13 protein-coding genes are annotated in these 17,234 nt (G+C 70.7%); 9 read left to right on the plus strand and 4 right to left on the minus strand.

What is annotated here, in order from left to right; genetic code table 11:
• Positions 1–390 precede the first annotated feature (390 nt).
• Both AB0959_RS20195 and ptsP read left to right on the plus strand, forming a co-directional pair.
• Entirely contained in the window at positions 391–840 is a 450-nt protein-coding gene (locus tag AB0959_RS20195) for a PTS glucose transporter subunit IIA (RefSeq protein ID WP_366827797.1), read from the plus strand.
• Positions 841–917: 77 nt separating this feature from the next.
• Positions 918–2,588 (plus strand): phosphoenolpyruvate--protein phosphotransferase, encoded by a 1,671-nt coding sequence (gene ptsP / locus AB0959_RS20200; RefSeq protein WP_366827798.1) that lies wholly within the window; start codon positions 918–920, stop codon positions 2,586–2,588.
• An 84-nt stretch (positions 2,589–2,672) separates the two neighbouring features.
• Here ptsP and AB0959_RS20205 read toward each other — a convergent pair whose 3' ends face one another.
• Entirely contained in the window at positions 2,673–3,572 is a 900-nt protein-coding gene (locus AB0959_RS20205; protein ID WP_366827799.1) for a hypothetical protein, read from the minus strand.
• A 93-nt stretch (positions 3,573–3,665) separates the two neighbouring features.
• Positions 3,666–5,642: an acetoacetate--CoA ligase gene (locus AB0959_RS20210; protein WP_366827800.1), complete on the minus strand. Its 1,977-nt coding sequence runs from the start codon at positions 5,640–5,642 to the stop codon at positions 3,666–3,668.
• A 213-nt stretch (positions 5,643–5,855) separates the two neighbouring features.
• Here AB0959_RS20210 and AB0959_RS20215 point away from each other — a divergent pair, with 213 nt between their 5' ends.
• Entirely contained in the window at positions 5,856–8,222 is a 2,367-nt protein-coding gene (locus AB0959_RS20215; protein WP_366827801.1) for a TIM-barrel domain-containing protein, read from the plus strand.
• 1 nt (position 8,223) lies between these two features.
• On the opposite strand, the gene AB0959_RS20220 is transcribed toward AB0959_RS20215, so the two are convergent.
• Together AB0959_RS20220 and AB0959_RS20225 are read right to left on the minus strand one after the other, a co-directional pair.
• Positions 8,224–8,760 carry an NUDIX domain-containing protein gene (locus AB0959_RS20220; protein ID WP_366827802.1) on the minus strand — a complete coding sequence of 179 codons (537 nt, stop codon included), beginning with the start codon at positions 8,758–8,760 and terminating at the stop codon, positions 8,224–8,226.
• A 47-nt stretch (positions 8,761–8,807) separates the two neighbouring features.
• Positions 8,808–9,632: a M15 family metallopeptidase gene (locus tag AB0959_RS20225; RefSeq protein WP_366827803.1), complete on the minus strand. Its 825-nt coding sequence runs from the start codon at positions 9,630–9,632 to the stop codon at positions 8,808–8,810.
• 158 nt (positions 9,633–9,790) lie between these two features.
• Here AB0959_RS20225 and AB0959_RS20230 point away from each other — a divergent pair, with 158 nt between their 5' ends.
• The 6 genes from AB0959_RS20230 to glpK all read left to right on the plus strand — a co-directional run bounded on the left by AB0959_RS20230 (position 9,791) and on the right by glpK (position 17,181).
• Entirely contained in the window at positions 9,791–10,888 is a 1,098-nt protein-coding gene (locus AB0959_RS20230) for a class I SAM-dependent methyltransferase (RefSeq protein ID WP_366827804.1), read from the plus strand.
• A gap of 205 nt (positions 10,889–11,093) precedes the next feature.
• A complete protein-coding gene (locus tag AB0959_RS20235; protein ID WP_366827805.1) occupies positions 11,094–11,540 on the plus strand; it encodes a zinc ribbon domain-containing protein in 447 nt (148 codons plus the stop codon).
• Positions 11,541–11,544: 4 nt separating this feature from the next.
• Positions 11,545–12,747, plus strand: coding sequence for a lipid-transfer protein (locus AB0959_RS20240; protein ID WP_366827806.1), 1,203 nt, complete (start codon positions 11,545–11,547; stop codon positions 12,745–12,747).
• Between the two features lie 122 nt (positions 12,748–12,869).
• Positions 12,870–14,564 carry a GGDEF domain-containing protein gene (locus tag AB0959_RS20245; RefSeq protein WP_366827807.1) on the plus strand — a complete coding sequence of 565 codons (1,695 nt, stop codon included), beginning with the start codon at positions 12,870–12,872 and terminating at the stop codon, positions 14,562–14,564.
• A 335-nt stretch (positions 14,565–14,899) separates the two neighbouring features.
• Positions 14,900–15,637, plus strand: a complete 738-nt coding sequence (locus AB0959_RS20250; RefSeq protein ID WP_366827808.1) for an MIP/aquaporin family protein — start codon at positions 14,900–14,902, stop codon at positions 15,635–15,637.
• Between the two features lie 23 nt (positions 15,638–15,660).
• On the plus strand, positions 15,661–17,181 hold the full coding sequence (gene glpK / locus AB0959_RS20255; RefSeq protein WP_366827809.1) for a glycerol kinase GlpK: 1,521 nt from the start codon (positions 15,661–15,663) through the stop codon (positions 17,179–17,181).
• Positions 17,182–17,234 lie beyond the last annotated feature (53 nt).

A 17,234-nucleotide genomic window follows, 5' to 3' on the forward strand; every position in this document is an offset into this window, starting at 1 on the left:
TTCTCAAGGAACGGACGCTTCCTTTGTACTCACCCGAGAGACTCTCTCGTGGCTTTCCTCCGGGCGCTTCCCTTCGGTGTTTCCGACTCTATCAGTGTTTTTCCGTCTCTCTGACCACCGTCCTGCGGACATGCAGGAGGACCCAGAGAAGGATCTGACAAGTTGGGTGCTGCCGGACTGGAACACTTGATCGTGTCGCTCGGCCCCAGGCAGGTGTACGACTCTACAACCGGGTCCGGAGCGGGCGCAAATCGATTACGCGGGGTCCCACGGCCGCCACCCCGTACGTCTCACGCGGAACCGGCAGTTCATATGACATACCCTGCTCCCCAGTGCGCCGTCCGGGACAGGCAGTGACGGCCCATATGAATCTCCCCTGGGAGGCTTCCCATGACCACCGTGACGTCCCCCCTAGCCGGGCGGGCCATCGGACTCGCCGCGGTACCCGACCCCGTCTTCTCGGGAGCGATGGTTGGACCCGGTACAGCAATCGACCCCGTGCGGGAGGCCTCCGAGGCCGTCGCTCCCGTGGACGGGGTCATCGTCTCTCTCCACCCGCACGCATTCGTCGTGGTCGACAGTGACGGCCACGGCGTGCTCACACACCTCGGCATCGACACCGTGCAGCTCAACGGTGAGGGCTTCGAGCTGCTCGTCACCAAGGGCGACACCGTGACGCGCGGCCAGGCCGTGATCCGCTGGAACCCTTCCGCCGTCGAGGCTGCGGGCAAGTCTCCGATCTGCCCGATCGTGGCGCTCGAGGCCACGGCCGACTCTCTCACCGGCCTCCGCGTCGAAGGGGACGTCAAGGCCGGCGACGAACTCTTCGGCTGGCAGTGACAGCGGCGCCGTACGAGACGGCGAGTCGGACAACCACCGCGGCGGTGGGACCCGCCGCACTATCGGAGACCGGTGAGATGGAAACAACGCTGAGGGGCGTCGGCGTGAGCCACGGTGTGGCGATCGGCGAGGTTCGGCATATGGGAACGGCGGTACTGGAGCCGCCCGCGAAGCAGATACCGACGGAGGACGCGGAGCGCGAGCAGGGTCGCGCCCGCAAGGCCGTGGAAGCCGTGGCGGCCGATCTGATGGCGCGCGGCAACCTGGCGGGCGGCGAGGCCCAGGCGGTGCTCGAGGCCCAGGCCATGATGGCGCAGGATCCCGAGTTGATGGCGGATGTGGAGCGCCGTATCGCGGTCGGCAGCACTGCCGAGCGTGCCGTGTACGACGCGTTCGCCGCGTACCGTGCGCTGCTCGCGGGTGCCGGTGAGTATCTTGCGGGTCGCGTGGCCGACCTGGACGACGTGCGGAACCGTATCGTCGCCCGGCTCCTCGGGGTGCCCATGCCTGGTGTGCCGGACAGCGACGAGCCGTACGTTCTTATTGCGCGTGATCTGGCGCCGGCCGACACCGCGCTGCTGGATCCGACGCTCGTGCTCGGTTTCGTCACCGAGGAGGGCGGGCCGACCAGCCACAGTGCGATTCTGGCTAGGGCGCTCGGGGTACCGGCGGTCGTCGCTCTGCCCGGTGCCGGTGAACTGGCCGAGGGCACGGTGATAGCTGTGGACGGCAGCACGGGTGAGATCTTCGTGGAGCCGAGTGCGGAGAGGAAGGCCGAGTTGGAGGCGGCTGCGGCCGAGCGCAAGGCGGCGCTGGCCGCTTCGACCGGCCCGGGTGCCACCTCTGACGGGCACAAGGTGCCGCTGCTGGCCAACGTGGGCGGGCCCGCCGATGTGCCGGCCGCCCTTGAGGCCGGGGCGGAGGGTGTGGGCCTCTTCCGTACCGAGTTCCTCTTCCTGGACGACAGCAAGAATGCGCCGTCGGAGGAGAAGCAATTCGAGGCGTACCGGCAGGTGCTCGAGGCGTTCCCCGAGGGCCGTGTCGTGGTGCGTGTGCTGGACGCGGGTGCGGACAAGCCTCTGGACTTCCTGACGCCGGCCGACGAGCCGAACCCGGCGCTGGGTGTGCGGGGGCTTCGGACTCTCCTCGACCACCCCGAGGTTCTGCGGACGCAGCTCGCCGCTCTGGCGAGGGCCGCGGAGGGGCTGCCCGTCTATCTGGAGGTCATGGCTCCGATGGTGGCGGACCGTACGGACGCCAAGGCGTTCGCGGACGCGTGCCGTGCGGCCGGGCTGCGGGCGAAGTTCGGTGCCATGGTGGAGATCCCTTCGGCGGCGCTGCGGGCGCGGTCGATCCTGCAGGAGGTCGAGTTCCTTTCGCTGGGGACCAACGACCTCGCCCAGTACACGTTCGCCGCGGACCGTCAGGTGGGCGCGGTGTCCCGGCTGCAGGACCCGTGGCAGCCCGCGTTGCTCGACCTGGTGGCGCTGTCCGCCGAGGCGGCGAAGGCCGAGGGCAAGAGCTGCGGTGTCTGTGGTGAGGCGGCGTCCGACCCGCTGCTGGCGTGTGTGCTGACCGGTCTGGGTGTCACCTCCCTGTCGATGGGCGCCGCGTCCATTCCTTATGTGCGGGCGACGCTGGCGAAGTACACGCTGGCGCAGTGCGAGCGTGCCGCGGCCGCGGCGCGTGCGGCGGACACCGCTGAGGAGGCGCGCAACGCGGCTCAGGCGGTGCTGTCCGGCGAGTGACACCGGCCTACGCTGCGCACCCGCCGACATGATCGGTGGTGGTCCAGGGGCGCTCCACGTTCGAGTGGAGCGCCCCTGGCGTGTTCAGTGGGTGTGGCCTCCCCTCGTCGTGTCCGTGTCGCCGAGGTCGGGTGGGGCGCAGTAGTCGACGCCGGATTCTGGGGAGACGAGGTCGCCGGATTCGATGTCCGTGCAGTAGGCGTCGAAGACCTCGCCGGCAGTCAGGGGCTCGAGTCCCTCGCCGCGCAGACGCCAGCCGTAGACGCGGTCGGTCGTCGTGTCGGGGGCGGTGGTGCGCATGACGAGGCCGCCGGCGGTCCGGGTGGCGAAGCCGACGGCCAGGATCGTGGTGAACTCGAGGCCTTCGGTTTCGTCGAGGTGGATGGTGCCGTCGGGCTTCTCCTGTGCCCACAGGGCGGCGACGAGTGGTTCGGGGGTGGCCGAGACGCTGCACACCAGGTGGCGTTCTCCCGGTCCCGCGGTGTCGAGGATGCGGGCGAGGAGATCCGTGGCCCGGAGGAAAGCGGCTCGCCCGATGTCCTCGCCGCAGGACGCGCAGGCGCCGATGCCGGCCAGGAGTGTGGTCGCGTAGTGCCATGTGGCCTGTCGGACGGCTTCGTCGACGAGGTCGGGCACGAGTGCGTCGAGGGGCTGCCCTTGGTAGGGGACGCTGGGGCCCAGGGCGGCCAGTTCGGCGGTGTAGCGGGTGCGGCTGGTCGGGGCGTCGGGGTCCAGACCGGTCTCGGCGCAGTACTCCGCGTACTCCTGGGGGTCGAAGAGGGCGACCGTGGTGTGGCTGCCCTGGGACGCGAGTGTCCTGAGCAGTGCCTCGACTTGGCGGAGATAGGTCGCGTGGTCGTCGAAGGTGAAGGTGCGGTAGCGGCGCATCGCCGTGAAGTCGTGCTCGTCCGTGAGCAGGCCGATGGTGCCGGCGATCTCGCGGCGCAGGACGCGTCGCATGGTCTGGTGCCGGGTGTAGGTCATTGTTCCCCCTGTGCGCAGTCGATCAATGCTCACTCACAGTAACCGGCGGCACTGACAACGCCCGTCGGGCAGGGGGAAGAAGGGTGGCGTGGGTCAGGCGCGTTTTCGGGCCAGGTCTTCGTAGAAGCGCAGCAGGTCGAGGTTGTCGATGGAGCCGGGGTTGACCGCCTTCTCCAGTGGGGTGCCCTGGAGGAGGCGTTTGACCGGGACCTCGATGCGTTTGCCGGTCAGTGTGTGGGGGACTCCGGGGACCTCGATGACCTCGTCGGGGACGTGGCGCGGGGAGAGCTGTTCGCGGATGCTCTGTTTGATGCGGTTCAGGAGGGTCTCGTCGAGGACGGCTCCGGGGGCGAGGTGGACGAAGAGGGGCATCCAGTAGCCGCCGTCGGGCTGTTCGATGCCGATGACGAGGGATTCCTTGATCTCGGGGAGCCTCTCGACGGCTTCGTAGATGTCGGCCGAGCCCATGCGGACGCCTTGGCGGTTGAGGGTGGAGTCGGAGCGGCCGTGGATCACGACGGAGCCGCGTGAGGTGACGGTGATCCAGTCGCCGTGGCGCCAGACTCCGGGGTAGGTGTCGAAGTAGCTGTCGTGGTAGCGGGTGCCGTCGGGGTCGTTCCAGAAGTGGATCGGCATGGACGGCATGGGGTTGGTGACGACGAGTTCGCCGACTTCGTCGGTGAGGGGTTTGCCGCTGGGGTCCCAGGACTGGAGGTCGGTGCCGAGGCCTGGGGCCTGGAGTTCGCCGATGTGGACGGGGAGCGTGGGGGCGGCTCCGGCGAAACAGGAGCACACGTCGGTGCCGCCGCTGACGGAGGCGATCCACAGGTCTGCTCCGGCCTCCGCGAACTCGTCGTGCAGCCAGCGGAACCCGTCCGGGGGCAGCGGCGAGCCTGTGGTGCCGACGCACTGAACGCGGGTGAGGTCGTAGTCGCGCGCGGGGTGGACGCCGGCCTTGCGGCAGGCCATGACGTATGCCGCGGAGGTGCCGAAGAGGGTGGCTCCGGTGCGTTCGGCGACGCGCCATTGGGCGCCTGTGTCCGGGTATCCGGGGCTGCCGTCGTACAGGACGATCGTGGTGCCGGTGAGCAGGCCGGAGACGAGGAAGTTCCACATCATCCAGCCGGTGGACGTGTACCAGAAGAAGCGGTCCTCGGGGCCCAGGTCGCAGTGGAGGCCGAGCTGTTTGAGGTGCTCGACCAGGATGCCGCCCTGGGACTGGACGATGGCCTTGGGAAGGCCGGTGGTGCCGGAGGAGTACAGGACCCACAAGGGGTGGTCGAACGGAACCTGTTCGAAGACCGGTTCCACGTCGGCGGAGGTGAGCGCGGACCACTCCAGGGCGCCGTCCGGGGCTTCGGTGCCCAGGAGCGGGATGTGGACGACGGCGCGCAGGGTGGGCAGTTCGCGGCGGAGTTCGGCGACGGTGTCGCGGCGGTCGTGCTCCTTGCCGCCGTAGCGGTAGCCGTCGACGGTGAACAGGACGACCGGTTCGACCTGCTGGAAGCGGTCGAGGACGCTTCGGGCGCCGAAGTCGGGTGCGCAGGAGGTCCAGACGCCTCCGACGGCGGCCGTGGCGAGGAGGGCGACGACGGCCTGGGGAACGTTCGGGAGGTAACCGCTGACGCGGTCGCCGGGGCGTACGCCGAGGGTGCGCAGCTCGGCGGCGAGGGAGGCGACCTGCCGGCGGAGTTCGGCCCAGGTCACCGGGCGCGGCTCGTGGGTCTCGTCGACGTGCAGGAGGGCCGGCTCGTCCGTGCGGGTGGCCGCGGCGCGGAGGGCGTGTTCGGCGTAGTTGAGGGTCGCTCCGGGGAACCACTGGGCGCCCGGCATGCTGCGATCGCCCAGCACGCGCGTGTAAGGAGTGGAGAACCGTACGTCGAACCACTCGGTGACAGCCTTCCAGAATGTCTCGAGTTCGTCGACGGACCAGCGGTGCAGGGTCGCGTATCCGCCCTGGGCCGGGGCGCCGTGGTGCTCGGCGGCCCATGCCTGGAACTTCGTGATCTGTGCCCGGGCGATGCGTTCCTGATCGGGCTGCCAGAGCGGTGCGGCGTTCGCTGAGGTCATGGGGCTGCTCCCGGGGCTCTGCGCGTCGTGTGCGGCTGTCGCGCACGGGCTGGGGTGTGCGCGTACGCGGCTGACACGGACGATGCCATGTGATCGACTTCTACACCAGGGTGCGCCGCACATGGTCGGCGCCGTGAAGATGTGCCCTCACCACGGGTGAACGGCAGTTGAACGACTCACCACGATGGGTGAGTCAGTGGCAGGGTGAGCAGCATGAACGGTCGTGACCTGGTGCGTTCGGTGAAGGCGGTCGGTTCGGCGGGGGCAGCGCAGGGTTTGCGCGCCGTGCGGGCCGCGTGGCGGAGGCGGCGTGCCGATGCCGCGGGGCTGCCCGAGCGGGGAGCCGAGCGGGCGAGGGTGCCCGGGCCCGTGCGGGAGGTGGAGCCGGGGCCCGGTGGTGGGGTCGTCCGGTTCGCGCGGTCCGAGCTGCGGGTCACGGTCACCACGGGCGGGGCCGTGTTCTGGGGCTGGGACGGCGCGGAACCGGAGCCCTCGTACGCGCTCGCGGACCGGTGCCCGGAGCCTGATCCGCGGGCCGTCCTGGAGCCGGACAAGGACGGTGCGTGGCGGGTGGTGGCGGAGCGCGTCACGGTCGTCGTGTCGCGGCACGGGGCCATCGAGGTGCAGACGCCCGGCGGGGTGCTCCTGCGGCGGGAGCTGCCGCCCCGCTGGTGGGAGCCGGCCGCCGGGGGCGGGGCGCGCTGGATGCAGCGTTCCGAGGTGTCGGCCGACGCGCGGTTCTTCGGTCTGGGCGGGCGCGCGTCGGGGTCTCGGCTGCGTGACGGAACGTACCGCTTGTGGAACACCGACCCCGGACACACGTTCGTTCCTGGTGATGATCCGCTGTACATCACCATGCCGGTGCAGATGGTGGTGGCCGACGCCGGCACGCACCTGGTGTTCCACGACACCTCGTGGGACGGCACGGTGGTGTTGCGGGAGGGTGAGGAGGGCGCCGGTTCCGGGCACGACCGGGCCGGGACGAGCGAGCTGCGCGTGGACGGCGGCCCGCTGCGCTGCTGGATGACGGTGGGCACCCCCGCGCGCGTGCTCCACACCTGGGCGACGCTCACCGGGGCGCCCGCCGTGCCGCCCGCGTGGGCGCTGGGGCACCATCATGCGCGGTGGGGCTTCGGCAGTGAGCAGGAGGTGCGGCGGATCGTCGCGGGTTACCAGGAGCACGATCTGCCGCTGGACGCGGTCCATCTGGACATCGACCACTACGACGAGCACCAGGTGTTCACGGTCGACAAGGAGCAGTTCCCGAAGCTGCCTGTGCTGGCCGAGGAGCTGCGCCGGGACGGGATCCGGCTGGTGTCGATCGTCGATCCGGCGGTGAAGGCCGAGCCGGGCAACGCGGTGTACGACAGCGGAACGGCCGAGGACGCGTTCGTGCGGGACGCGGCGGGCCGGCCCGTGGAGGGCGTCGTGTGGGCCGGGGAGTCGGTGTACCCGGACTTCACGCGCGCGCGTGTGCGCGAGTGGTGGGGCGGGCTGTACGAGGAGCGGCTGGCGCAGGGGTTCGCGGGGTTCTGGCACGACATGAACGAGCCCACGTCGTTCACGGCCTTCGGGGAGAACACGTTGCCCCGGTCCGCGCGGCACGATCTGGACGGCCGGGGCGGTGATCACCGGGAGGCGCACAACGTGTACGCGCTCTGCATGGCCCGGGCCGGGTACGAGGGCCTGCTGAGGCTCGTCCCCAAGGAGCGGCCGTTCGTCTTCTCGCGCTCCGGGTGGGCCGGCATGCAGCGCTACGGGGGCACCTGGTCGGGGGACGTGGCGACGGGCTGGCCCGGGCTGCGGGCGTCGCTGTCCCTGGTGATGGGGCTGGGGCTGTGCGGGGTGCCGTATTCGGGTCCTGATGTCGGTGGTTTCGACGGGAGTCCGTCCGCGGAGCTGTATCTGCGGTGGTTCCAGCTGGGCGCGTATCTGCCGCTGTTCCGTACGCACGCGAGTCTGCGGGCGGGGCGCCGGGAGCCGTGGGAGTTCGGCGAGGAGGTACTGGCCCACGCGCGCGTGGCGCTCGTCGAGCGGCGGCGTCTGCTGCCGTACTTCATGACGCTGGCGCATCTGGCACGGCGTACGGGGGCGCCGTATGTGCGGCCGGTGTGGTGGGGCGCGCCCGAGGACCGGGCGCTGCGTGACTGTGAGGACGCCTTCCTGCTCGGTGACGGTCTCCTGGTGGCGCCGGTGCTGAACCCGGGGGCCGACCGGCGCGCGGTGCAGCTGCCGCGGGGGCGCTGGTACGACACGGTGACCGAGGAGGCGTACGAGGGACCGGGGCAGGTGCTGGTCGAGGCCCCTCTGTCGCGGATCCCGGTGTTCGCGCGAGCGGGTGCCGTCCTTCCCGTCCGGGGCGCCGACGGCGGCCTGGAGCTGGAGGCGTGGGCGCCGGAGCACGGGCGGGCCGGGGGTGGGCTGGTGGTGGCCGACGCGGGCGACGGCTGGGACGAGCCCGAGGTCGAACGGTATGTGCCGCGCTGGAAGAAGCGGCGGGTGGTCGTGGAGCGGGAGGGGAACCGCGGACGGGGCGAGCCCCCGTACCCGGTGCGGGTGCGCGGGCTCGCCGGGTCGTGACTCAGACGTAGCGGCCCTCGAAGAACGCCTGGACCGCCAGTGTGTGCAGCGGGAAGGCGAGTTCGGCCGGCCTGTGCAGCAGGTGCCAGCCCTCCGTCTCGTCCGTGGCGGCGGACGGAGGGAGGCCGGCGGCCGGGCGCTCCGGGAGGAGCCCGAAGAGGAGCAGGTGGCCGTCGGGTGAGCTCATCGCGTCGGCGAGGCGGACATCCCGCTCGAGGGCGTCGATACCCGTCTCCTCCTTGAGCTCGCGGACGACGGCGCCGCGCCAGTCCTCGCGTTGATCGATGAACCCTCCGGGCAGGGCGATGCCCCCGCGCGCGGGGGCGATGGTTCGGGTGATGACGACCAGGGCGGTGCCTTTGGTGTCGTACACGGGCTGCAGCGCCACCGCGACGGGCAGCGGGTTGCGGTAAGCGACCGTGTGGCAGGCCGGGCAGGTGCGGGGCCAGCCGGAGACGCCCTCTCCGTAGGGCGCTCCGCAGCTCGAACAGTGGGAGTCCGGTGCGGAGTTGACGTTGGGGTGCTGAGTTGCGGACACGCGGCGGACTGTATCCGATCACGTTGAGGGCGTCTCCTGCGGGCGGCTCAATGTGCGTGGGTGAGGGATTTCGCGGTCACCGGGAAGTCGAAGTAGGTGTCCGGGTAGGACTCCGGCTTGTACGTGAAGTGCCACCATTCCTCGGGCAGGTTCACGAATCCGAGGGCTTCGAGGGTGTCTTTGAGGAGCTGCCGGTTGGCGCGTTGTGTGCCGGTGATCCGTGGGTCGTCCGTGTGGGAGAGGGTGTCGAAGCAGTCGTACCCCGTGCCCATGTCCACGGAGTTGTCGGGAAAACGCTCGCTCCGAGGGGCGTAGCAGGGCACCAGGGGCTCCCCCGGGTGGTACGGGCGGGTCGGCCTGGCGGGGAGTTCCACGAGTGTGAGGTCCATGGTCGAGCCACGGCTGTGGCCGGACTTCTCCGCGATGTAGCCGTCGGTGAACAGGCGGGTCTTGTCGACCTGGGGGTAGAACTCGGTTTTCATCAGCTGGTCGTCGAGGTCCTTGGCCCAGCGGACGAAGTGGTCCACTGCGCGCTGGGGCCGGTAGCAGTCGTACACCTTGAGCGTGTAGCCCCGCTTCAGGAGCTTCGTCTGGGCCTTGTGGAGTGCTTCGGCGGCGGGGCGGGTGAGGATGCACGTCGGCTGCTCGTAGCCGTCGACGCGCTCGCCCACGAAGTTGTGCCGGGTGAAGTAGCGGATGTCCTGGAGGATGGTCGGGTCGACGGTTCCGAGGGCGACGAAGTCCTTGGGGGCCTTGGGTTCGGATGCCGTGCGTTCGGGTGCCGCCTGGGCCGTGGTGGCCGTCAGTGTCAGGGCGAGCAAGGACATGGCGGCGGCGAGCAGGGGGCGCAACCTTACCGTGGGTCTCCTCATGCCCATCCATGTACCAGCCGACGGGGTTTTCCGACAGATGGCCTTGCGCGGAGGGCGCACGCCCGTTGTGCGTACAGCACGGTCGTGTGCTCTCGCGGGTGGTACGGCCCTGTGGGACGGTGGCGGTACCTGGCACGTCTGCGGAGGTCGGATCGATCATGAGCGTCCCACCGGAGCACACTCCCGATGCCGAACAGCTGGCAGAGGAGATCGTCTCGGGCCTTCGTGCGGCGCTGGAGGTCTTCACCGTCGACGTCGGTGTCCGCCGCGGTCTGTACGAGGCGCTGGCCTCGCACGGCCCCATGACGCCCCGCGACCTGTCCAAGACGTCGGGTGTCCACGCCCGGTACGCGCGCGAGTGGCTGGAGCAGCAGGCGGTGGCCGGCATCCTGACCGCCTCCGGGCCTGCCGGAGGCGACGGCTACGAGCGGCTCTTCGCGTTGCCCGCCGAGCACCGGCGCGTGCTGGTGGACCGGGACGACCCGCTGTATCTGGCCACGGGCCCCCAGTTCGTCGTCTCCCTCGCCGAGACCCTGCCCGAGCTGCTGGAGGCCTTCGCCACGGGCGCCGGCGTGCCGTACGAGCGCTACGGCCGGGGAACCCGCGAGGGCATCGCGGGGCTGAACCGGCCCATGTACCGGCCCGGGACGGTCGGATCCTGGATCGCCGCCATGCCGGATGTCCACCGGCGGCTCGCAGACGGCCCCCGCGCGCGGGTGCTCGATCTCGGCTGTGGGCTGGGCTGGTCGACGATGGCGTTGGCCCGCGCGTTCCCCGGTGCCCGGCTCACCGGCGTCGATCTGGACGCCGCCTCCGTGGACGAGGCGCGGCGCAACGTCCGGGAGGCTGGTCTGGACGATCGGGTGGCGTTCGCTCGCACGGACGCGGCCGGGATCGACATGGACGGTTCCGTGGACCTGGTCACCGTGTTCGAGGCGCTGCACGACATGGCCGATCCGGTGCGGGTGCTGGCCTCGGTGCGCCGGCTCCTGGCGCCCTCGGGTGCGGTGCTGATCGCGGACGAGAAGGTGAGCGAGGAGTTCACCGCCCCGGGCCCGGAACTGGACCGGATCAACTACGCCTTCAGTGTGCTGCACTGCCTGCCCGCGACCCGCGCGGAGGACGCCAAGGTGGAGGCCGGCACCGTCCTGCGGCCGGACACGGTACGCGCGTACGCGCGGGAGGCCGGGTACGGCAGTGTCGAGGTGCTGGACGTCGAGCACGAGTTGTGGCGCTTCTACCGGCTCAGTGTCTGATCCGCGGGCTACAGCGCCTGCGCCGCCGCCCGCCCCGTCGCGGACGGCGCGGAGGGACGGCCGGAACCACCCCCGTGGGCCCCGGCCGTCCCTCCTGATACTCCGACGCCGTTGAGGCGCGGTTGGTTCGCCGGGACGCCTGCCTAATTACGGTTGCCCATGGCACACTTCTGACGTTCCGTCAGATCCGGGCGTGGGAGGGGCTTTGGCGCGTACACGCACACCCGTTGTCTCGGGATGGTTCACCGGGGAGGGTGACGCCTTCCGACTCCTCGGCACACGCTGCTCGGCGTGCGCCTCGGTCTTCTTCCCGCGCGAGGACACCCACTGCCGCAATCCGGGATGCGGCGGAGGTGACATGGAAGAGGTGCCGCTGTCGCGACGCGGGCACGTGTGGTCCTACACGGACGGGCGCTACCGGCCTCCGTCACCCTACGTGTCCGATCCGGAACTTCCGTGGGAGCCTCGCACGTTGATCGCTGTGGAACTGGCCGCCGAGCGTCTGGTGCTGCTCGGGCAGGCTGCTCACGGGGTCACCGTCGCCGATCTGACGGTGGGTATGGAGGTGGAGGTCGTCCCTGGCGTGCTCAGTGAGGACGCGGAGACGACCTGGACGACGTGGCACTGGCGGCCGACGGGAACACGGGGGTGACGGCATGACGGGCGGGACGACGGGCGACGTGGCGGTCCTCGGCGCGGGCATGCACCCGTGGGGCAAGTGGGGCAGGAGCTTCGTCGAGTACGGGACGGTGGCCGCGCGCGCGGCGCTCACCGACGCGGGCGTCGACTGGCGGGAGGTCGGCTCGATCGTCGGCGCGGACACGGTGCGTGGCGGCTATCCGGGGTACGTGGCGGGGGCGACGTTCGCGAAGGCCCTGGGCTGGCAGGGGGCCCGTGTCACGAGCGTGTACGCGGCGTGCGCGTCCGGGGCGCAGGCCATAGCCACGGCACGGGCGCAGATCCTCGCGGGCCTGGCGGACGTCGTCCTGGTGGTGGGGGCCGACGCCGCGCCCAAGGGGTTCTTCCGGCCCGCCGGTGGGGACCGGCCCGACGATCCCGACTGGCTGCGCTTCCGCGTTCTGGGAGCGACGAACCCGACGTACTTCGGGCTGTACGCGCGCCGGCGGATGGCCGTGCACGGGGACACGGTGGACGACTTCGCGCAGGTCAAGGTGAAGAACGCCGCCTCGGGCGCGCTGAATCCCTACGCCCGCTATCGCAAGCGGGTCACCACCGAGGAGGTCGCCGCCTCCGCGGTGGTCGCCGATCCGCTGCGGTTGCTCGACATCTGCGCTACCTCGGACGGAGCCGCTGCGCTGGTCCTGTCCAGCATGGACTTCGCCCGCCGTCACGGGGCGGCCGACGCCGTACGGATCCGGGCGGTGTCCACGGTGACGCCGCGCTACCCCACCACGGTGCTGGACCTGCCGGACATCGCGACGGACTCGGCGGTCGCGGTGGAGCCCGTGCCCGAGACCTTTCGGGCGTCCATCGCGCGCACGGCCTATGAGGAAGCGGGGCTCGGGCCCGAGGACCTGTCGCTGGCCGAGGTGTACGACCTGTCCACGGCACTGGAGTTGCAGTGGTACGAGGACCTCGGGCTGTGCGGCGCGGGTGAGGCGGCGAAGCTGCTGCGGGAGGGCGCGACGGCCCCGGGCGGACGCATACCGGTGAACGTCAGCGGCGGGCTGGCCTCGTTCGGAGAGGCGGTTCCGGCGCAGGCGATCGCCCAGGTCTGCGAGGTGACCTGGCAGTTGCGGGGCGACGCCGGTGACCGGCAGATCGAGGGCGCCCGGGTGGGGATCACCGCGAACCAGGGACTGTTCGGGCACGGGTCGTCGGTGATCGCGGTGCGGTGACCCCTGAATGCCGACGCTGCTCGCGGGGACGCCTCGCGCACTCTCCGTGATGGGACGGGAATCCTGCGTGAACAGCTCATGAATCGCGCTTGGGCGTGCGCCGCCGGAGCCATCATGCTCCCGTGCACTCCTGGACGGACACTCTCCGCTTCGCCTTCCAGCCGGTCGTCAACCTGACGACCGGAGGGGTGGCGGCGCTGGAGATACTCGCCCGTCCGGAGACGGGTGACGTCCTCGCGCAGGCCCGCCGCGATCCCGAACTGGACGGCCGTCTGGCCGCGTTGGCGGTCCGTACGGCGGTCCGCAGGGAGACGCTTCTGCCCCTGCACGTCAATGTGTTCGCCGCGACACTCGCCGATCTGGGAGGTCTCGCCGCGCTGCGCGACGCCGTACGGGAGGCGGGGCGCATGCCGTGGGAGGTGACGGTCGACGTCGGTCCGCCGTACGCGCACGTGCCGCACCGGGCGCTGCTCGACGCGGTGGCGGTGGTGCGGGGTGAGGGCTTCCGTATCTGTGCCGATGGTGTCGGGGACGGCGACGTGCCGTTGCGGCTGCTCGTGGATCTCGCGCCCGATCTGGTGAAGCTCGACGCGTCCCTGCTGCGGAGGCCGACGGCGGTGCGGGCGATGAGGACGCTGTGCGAGCAGTCCGGCTCACTGCTGTCCGTGGAGGGCGTGGAGACGGAGACGCAGTGTGCCTCGGCGCTGGCGGCGGGCGCGCAACTGGCGCAGGGCGAACTCTTCGCGCCACCCGCGCGGTTGCCCAGGACGGACGTATATGTTCCGCCGCTGTCTCCCGTGGCCTTCGCACCCGTGTCGGGGCCGTCCGTGCGGCAGTTCGTGCGGCCGGCCGCACTGCTGCCCGTCACGGCGTCGGCGGGCGAGGTGCGGGCGCTGCTCACCGGCTCACCGGAGGTGTCCGGTGTGCTGCTCGTGGACGCCGCCGGGGTGCCGGTGCGGTCGGTGCACCGGTCGCGGTTCCTGCTGTCGCTGTCGGGACGGTACGGGCACGCGCTGTACGCCGACCGGCCGGCCGCGAAGCTGGGCGATCCGCCGCGCACGGTCGGCGTCGACGCGACCGCGTGGGAGGTACTGGACGTGGTCGCGGTCGGGGACCGGGACCGGACGTCCGACGACGTCGCCGTGGTCGACCGGTTCGGGCGGAGCGTGGGCGTCCTACGGCTGGCCGATCTCGTACGGGCACTCGCGGAGAGCCGTGTGGAGGAGGCCGCGGGGCTCAATCCGCTGACGAGACTGCCCGGTTCGGACGCCATCACCTGTGAGGTGGACCGGCGGATCGGGGACGGGCGCGCGTTCGCGCTGAGCTGGCTCGACGTGGACCATTTCAAGCAGGTCAACGACGGGGCGGGGTTCGCCGCGGGCGACGAGCTGATCCGTTCGGTGGCCAGGGCCCTGCGGCGCGCCGCGTCCGGAGCGACCCGGGTGGGCCACATCGGCGGTGACGACTTCCTGGTGCTGGCCGATCCGGACGGGCTCGATCCACTCGCCTCGGCGGTGCTCGACGCGCCCTGGTCGGCGGGTGGGCAGCAGGTCACACTCTCGCTGGCCACGGTCGTGTGCGGGCCCGGCAGCGTCACGGACCACCGTCAGGCCGCCGCAGCCCTGGCACCGCTCAAGAAGGCCGCCAAGGGCTTGTCGGGGGCCAGTTGGGTCGTGGGGCGCGCGGGTGTTGCTGGGCACCAGGTCCGGCGTGGGGCCGAGGTCGCCTCGGTGCGGGCCCTGTCACAACCTGCCGCCCCACAGCCGGAGTTGCCCCGAACCGGGTCCGGCGGCCGAACCCCGTCGCAAATGCCCTGAACCGCCGGAGGCCGACCCCGTCTCCCGCGCCGTCTCCCCCGCCGCCACCACCAACCGTTGTCGTCCGCGACCTTGACGCTCCCTGGGCGCCGGTGAACACTTCCGGGTGTCAGTCGGCATCGCCGCTTTCAAGTGACTTTGTGTACTGCGCCGCTCGGGCACCGCGCCTGCGTACGGGCCATCCCCCACGGGCGATTCGGCTGCGGTGGGACGCTCGTCACGGAGGCCGGGCGGGGCGCGAGATCCTCCCTGCCTTCGGCCGAAGCAGCCATGGGAAACGCACCCTGCACGGAGGACCGGGGTCGATCACCCCGGCCCAGGGCCTAGGAGCCGCCATGAGCAACGGAGACATTTTCGTCGGAGAACTCATCGGAACCGCGATCCTGATCCTCTTCGGCGCCGGCGTGTGCGCCGCCGTCACCCTCAGATACTCGAAGGCAAGGGCCTCGGGCTGGATCGTCATCGCCTTCGGCTGGGGCTTCGGCGTGCTGGCCGGGGCGTACACCGCCGCTCCCCTGTCGGGCGGCCAGCTCAACCCGGCCGTCACCATCGGCATCGCCGTGGACACCGGGAAGTGGGACAAGGTCTGGGTGTACCTGCTGGGTCAGATGGCCGGCGCCATGCTGGGCGCGGTCCTCGCGTACCTGGTCTACCTCGCGCAGTTCCAGGCGAACGTCCCCAAGGTGGGGTCGTCGGACGAGCCGTTGCCGACCCTCGGCATCTTCTCCACCATCCCGGAGATCCGGAACCCGGTCGCCAACCTCATCACGGAGACCATCGCCACGATCGCCCTCGTCCTTCCGGCCCTCGCGTTCGGACTCACCAAGGGCCTCGGCGAGTCCGGCACCCAGGTGCTGATCGTGTCCCTGCTGGTCGTCGGGATCGGTCTGTCGCTCGGTGGGCCCACCGGCTACGCCATCAACCCGGCGCGCGACCTCGGCCCGCGCATCGTGCACACCTTCCTGCCGATCCCCAACAAGGGCACCTCCGACTGGGGTTACGCCTGGATACCCGTCGTTGGACCGCTGCTCGGAGGGGCACTCGCGGGACTCATCTACAACGCAGCCTTCTGACGCATCTGACGTAAGGGGACGTCATGCCGGACAACGCCCAGAAGTACGTCGCCGCGATCGACCAGGGCACCACTTCGAGTCGCTGCATCATCTTCGACCAGGACGGCGCGATCGTCGCCGTCGACCAGCGCGAGCACCGTCAGATCTTTCCCAAGCCCGGCTGGGTGGAACACGACGCCACCGAGATCTGGTCCAAGGTGCAGGCGGTGGTCGCCGGTGCGATCGCCAAGGCGGGCCTGCGCGCCGACCAACTCAGCGCGCTCGGTATCACCAACCAGCGCGAGACGACGGTCCTGTGGGACCGTGCCACGGGCAAGCCCGTCCACAACGCGATCGTCTGGCAGGACACGCGTACGTCCGCGCTGTGCACCGAGCTCGGCGGCCCGGACGGGCAGGACCGTTTCCGTGAGCAGACGGGCCTGCCGCTGGCCAGCTACTTCTCGGGCCCGAAGGCGGCCTGGCTGCTGGACAACGTGCCGGGACTCAGGGCCCGTGCCGAGCGCGGTGAGATCGCCTTCGGCACGATCGACTCCTGGCTGATCTGGAACCTGACCGGCGGCACCGACGGCGGACGGCACGTCACCGACGTCACCAACGCCGGACGCACCATGCTGATGAACCTCTCGACTCTCCAGTGGGACTCCTCGATCCTCGCGGCGATGAACGTCCCCGAGGCGATCCTCCCGGAGATCCGCTCCTCCGCCGAGGTGTACGGCACCGCCGTGGGGCAGCTCGCGGGCGTGCCGGTCGCGTCGGCGCTCGGTGACCAGCAGGCGGCCGTGTTCGGGCAGGCCTGCTACGACGTGGGCACGGCGAAGAACACGTACGGCACCGGCAGCTTCCTGCTGCTCAACACGGGGAACCGGCCCGTGCCGTCGAAGAGCGGGCTGCTCACCACGATGGGGTACAAGATCGGCAGCGAGGCTCCGGTGTACTGCCTGGAGGGGTCGATCGCGATCACGGGTGCCCTGGTGCAGTGGTTCCGCGATCAGCTCGGCATCATCCGGACCGCCGACGAGATCGAGTCGCTGGCGGCGAGCGTGGACGACAACGGCGGCGCTTACATCGTGCCCGCGTTCTCGGGCCTGTTCGCGCCCTATTGGCGGTCCGACGCGCGCGGAGTCGTCACCGGACTCACGCGGTACGTCACGAAGGGACACCTCGCGCGCGCGGTGCTGGAGGCGACGAGCTGGCAGACGCGTGAGGTAGTGGACGCCATGTTCCAGGACTCCGGGGTGAAGATCACCACCCTGAAGGTGGATGGCGGCATGACCAAGAACAACCTCCTGATGCAGCACCAGGCGGACGTCCTCGACGTGCCGGTGATCCGCCCCATGGTGTCGGAGACGACCTGCCTGGGGGCCGCGTACGCGGCGGGGCTCGCGACAGGGGTGTGGAACGACCTGGACGAGCTGAAGTCGCACTGGCAGAAGGACGTCGAGTGGACGCCGGCCATGGAGGCGTCCGTCCGTGACCGCGAGTACCACATCTGGCGCAAGGCGGTGGAGAAGAGCTTCGGCTGGCACGAGGACGACGCGAGCTGAGAATCGAGGTCCACGCGCGCGTGCCGCTCGCGCACGCCCGTAACGCGGGTCCA

The organism is Streptomyces sp. NPDC046862, assembly GCF_040704615.1.
Classification (GTDB): Bacteria; Actinomycetota; Actinomycetes; order Streptomycetales; family Streptomycetaceae; genus Streptomyces.

What these genes read in the sequence shown, in the direction of transcription:
- AB0959_RS20195 (WP_366827797.1), top strand. Translation starts at nt 391, where the DNA reads ATGACCACCGTGACGTCCCCCCTAGCCGGGCGGGCCATCGGACTCGCC.
- ptsP (WP_366827798.1), top strand. Translation starts at nt 918, where the DNA reads ATGGAAACAACGCTGAGGGGCGTCGGCGTGAGCCACGGTGTGGCGATC.
- AB0959_RS20205 (WP_366827799.1), bottom strand. Translation starts at nt 3,572, where the DNA reads ATGACCTACACCCGGCACCAGACCATGCGACGCGTCCTGCGCCGCGAG.
- AB0959_RS20210 (WP_366827800.1), bottom strand. Translation starts at nt 5,642, where the DNA reads ATGACCTCAGCGAACGCCGCACCGCTCTGGCAGCCCGATCAGGAACGC.
- AB0959_RS20215 (WP_366827801.1), top strand. Translation starts at nt 5,856, where the DNA reads ATGAACGGTCGTGACCTGGTGCGTTCGGTGAAGGCGGTCGGTTCGGCG.
- AB0959_RS20225 (WP_366827803.1), bottom strand. Translation starts at nt 9,632, where the DNA reads ATGAGGAGACCCACGGTAAGGTTGCGCCCCCTGCTCGCCGCCGCCATG.
- AB0959_RS20230 (WP_366827804.1), top strand. Translation starts at nt 9,791, where the DNA reads ATGAGCGTCCCACCGGAGCACACTCCCGATGCCGAACAGCTGGCAGAG.
- AB0959_RS20240 (WP_366827806.1), top strand. Translation starts at nt 11,545, where the DNA reads ATGACGGGCGGGACGACGGGCGACGTGGCGGTCCTCGGCGCGGGCATG.
- AB0959_RS20250 (WP_366827808.1), top strand. Translation starts at nt 14,900, where the DNA reads ATGAGCAACGGAGACATTTTCGTCGGAGAACTCATCGGAACCGCGATC.
- glpK (WP_366827809.1), top strand. Translation starts at nt 15,661, where the DNA reads ATGCCGGACAACGCCCAGAAGTACGTCGCCGCGATCGACCAGGGCACC.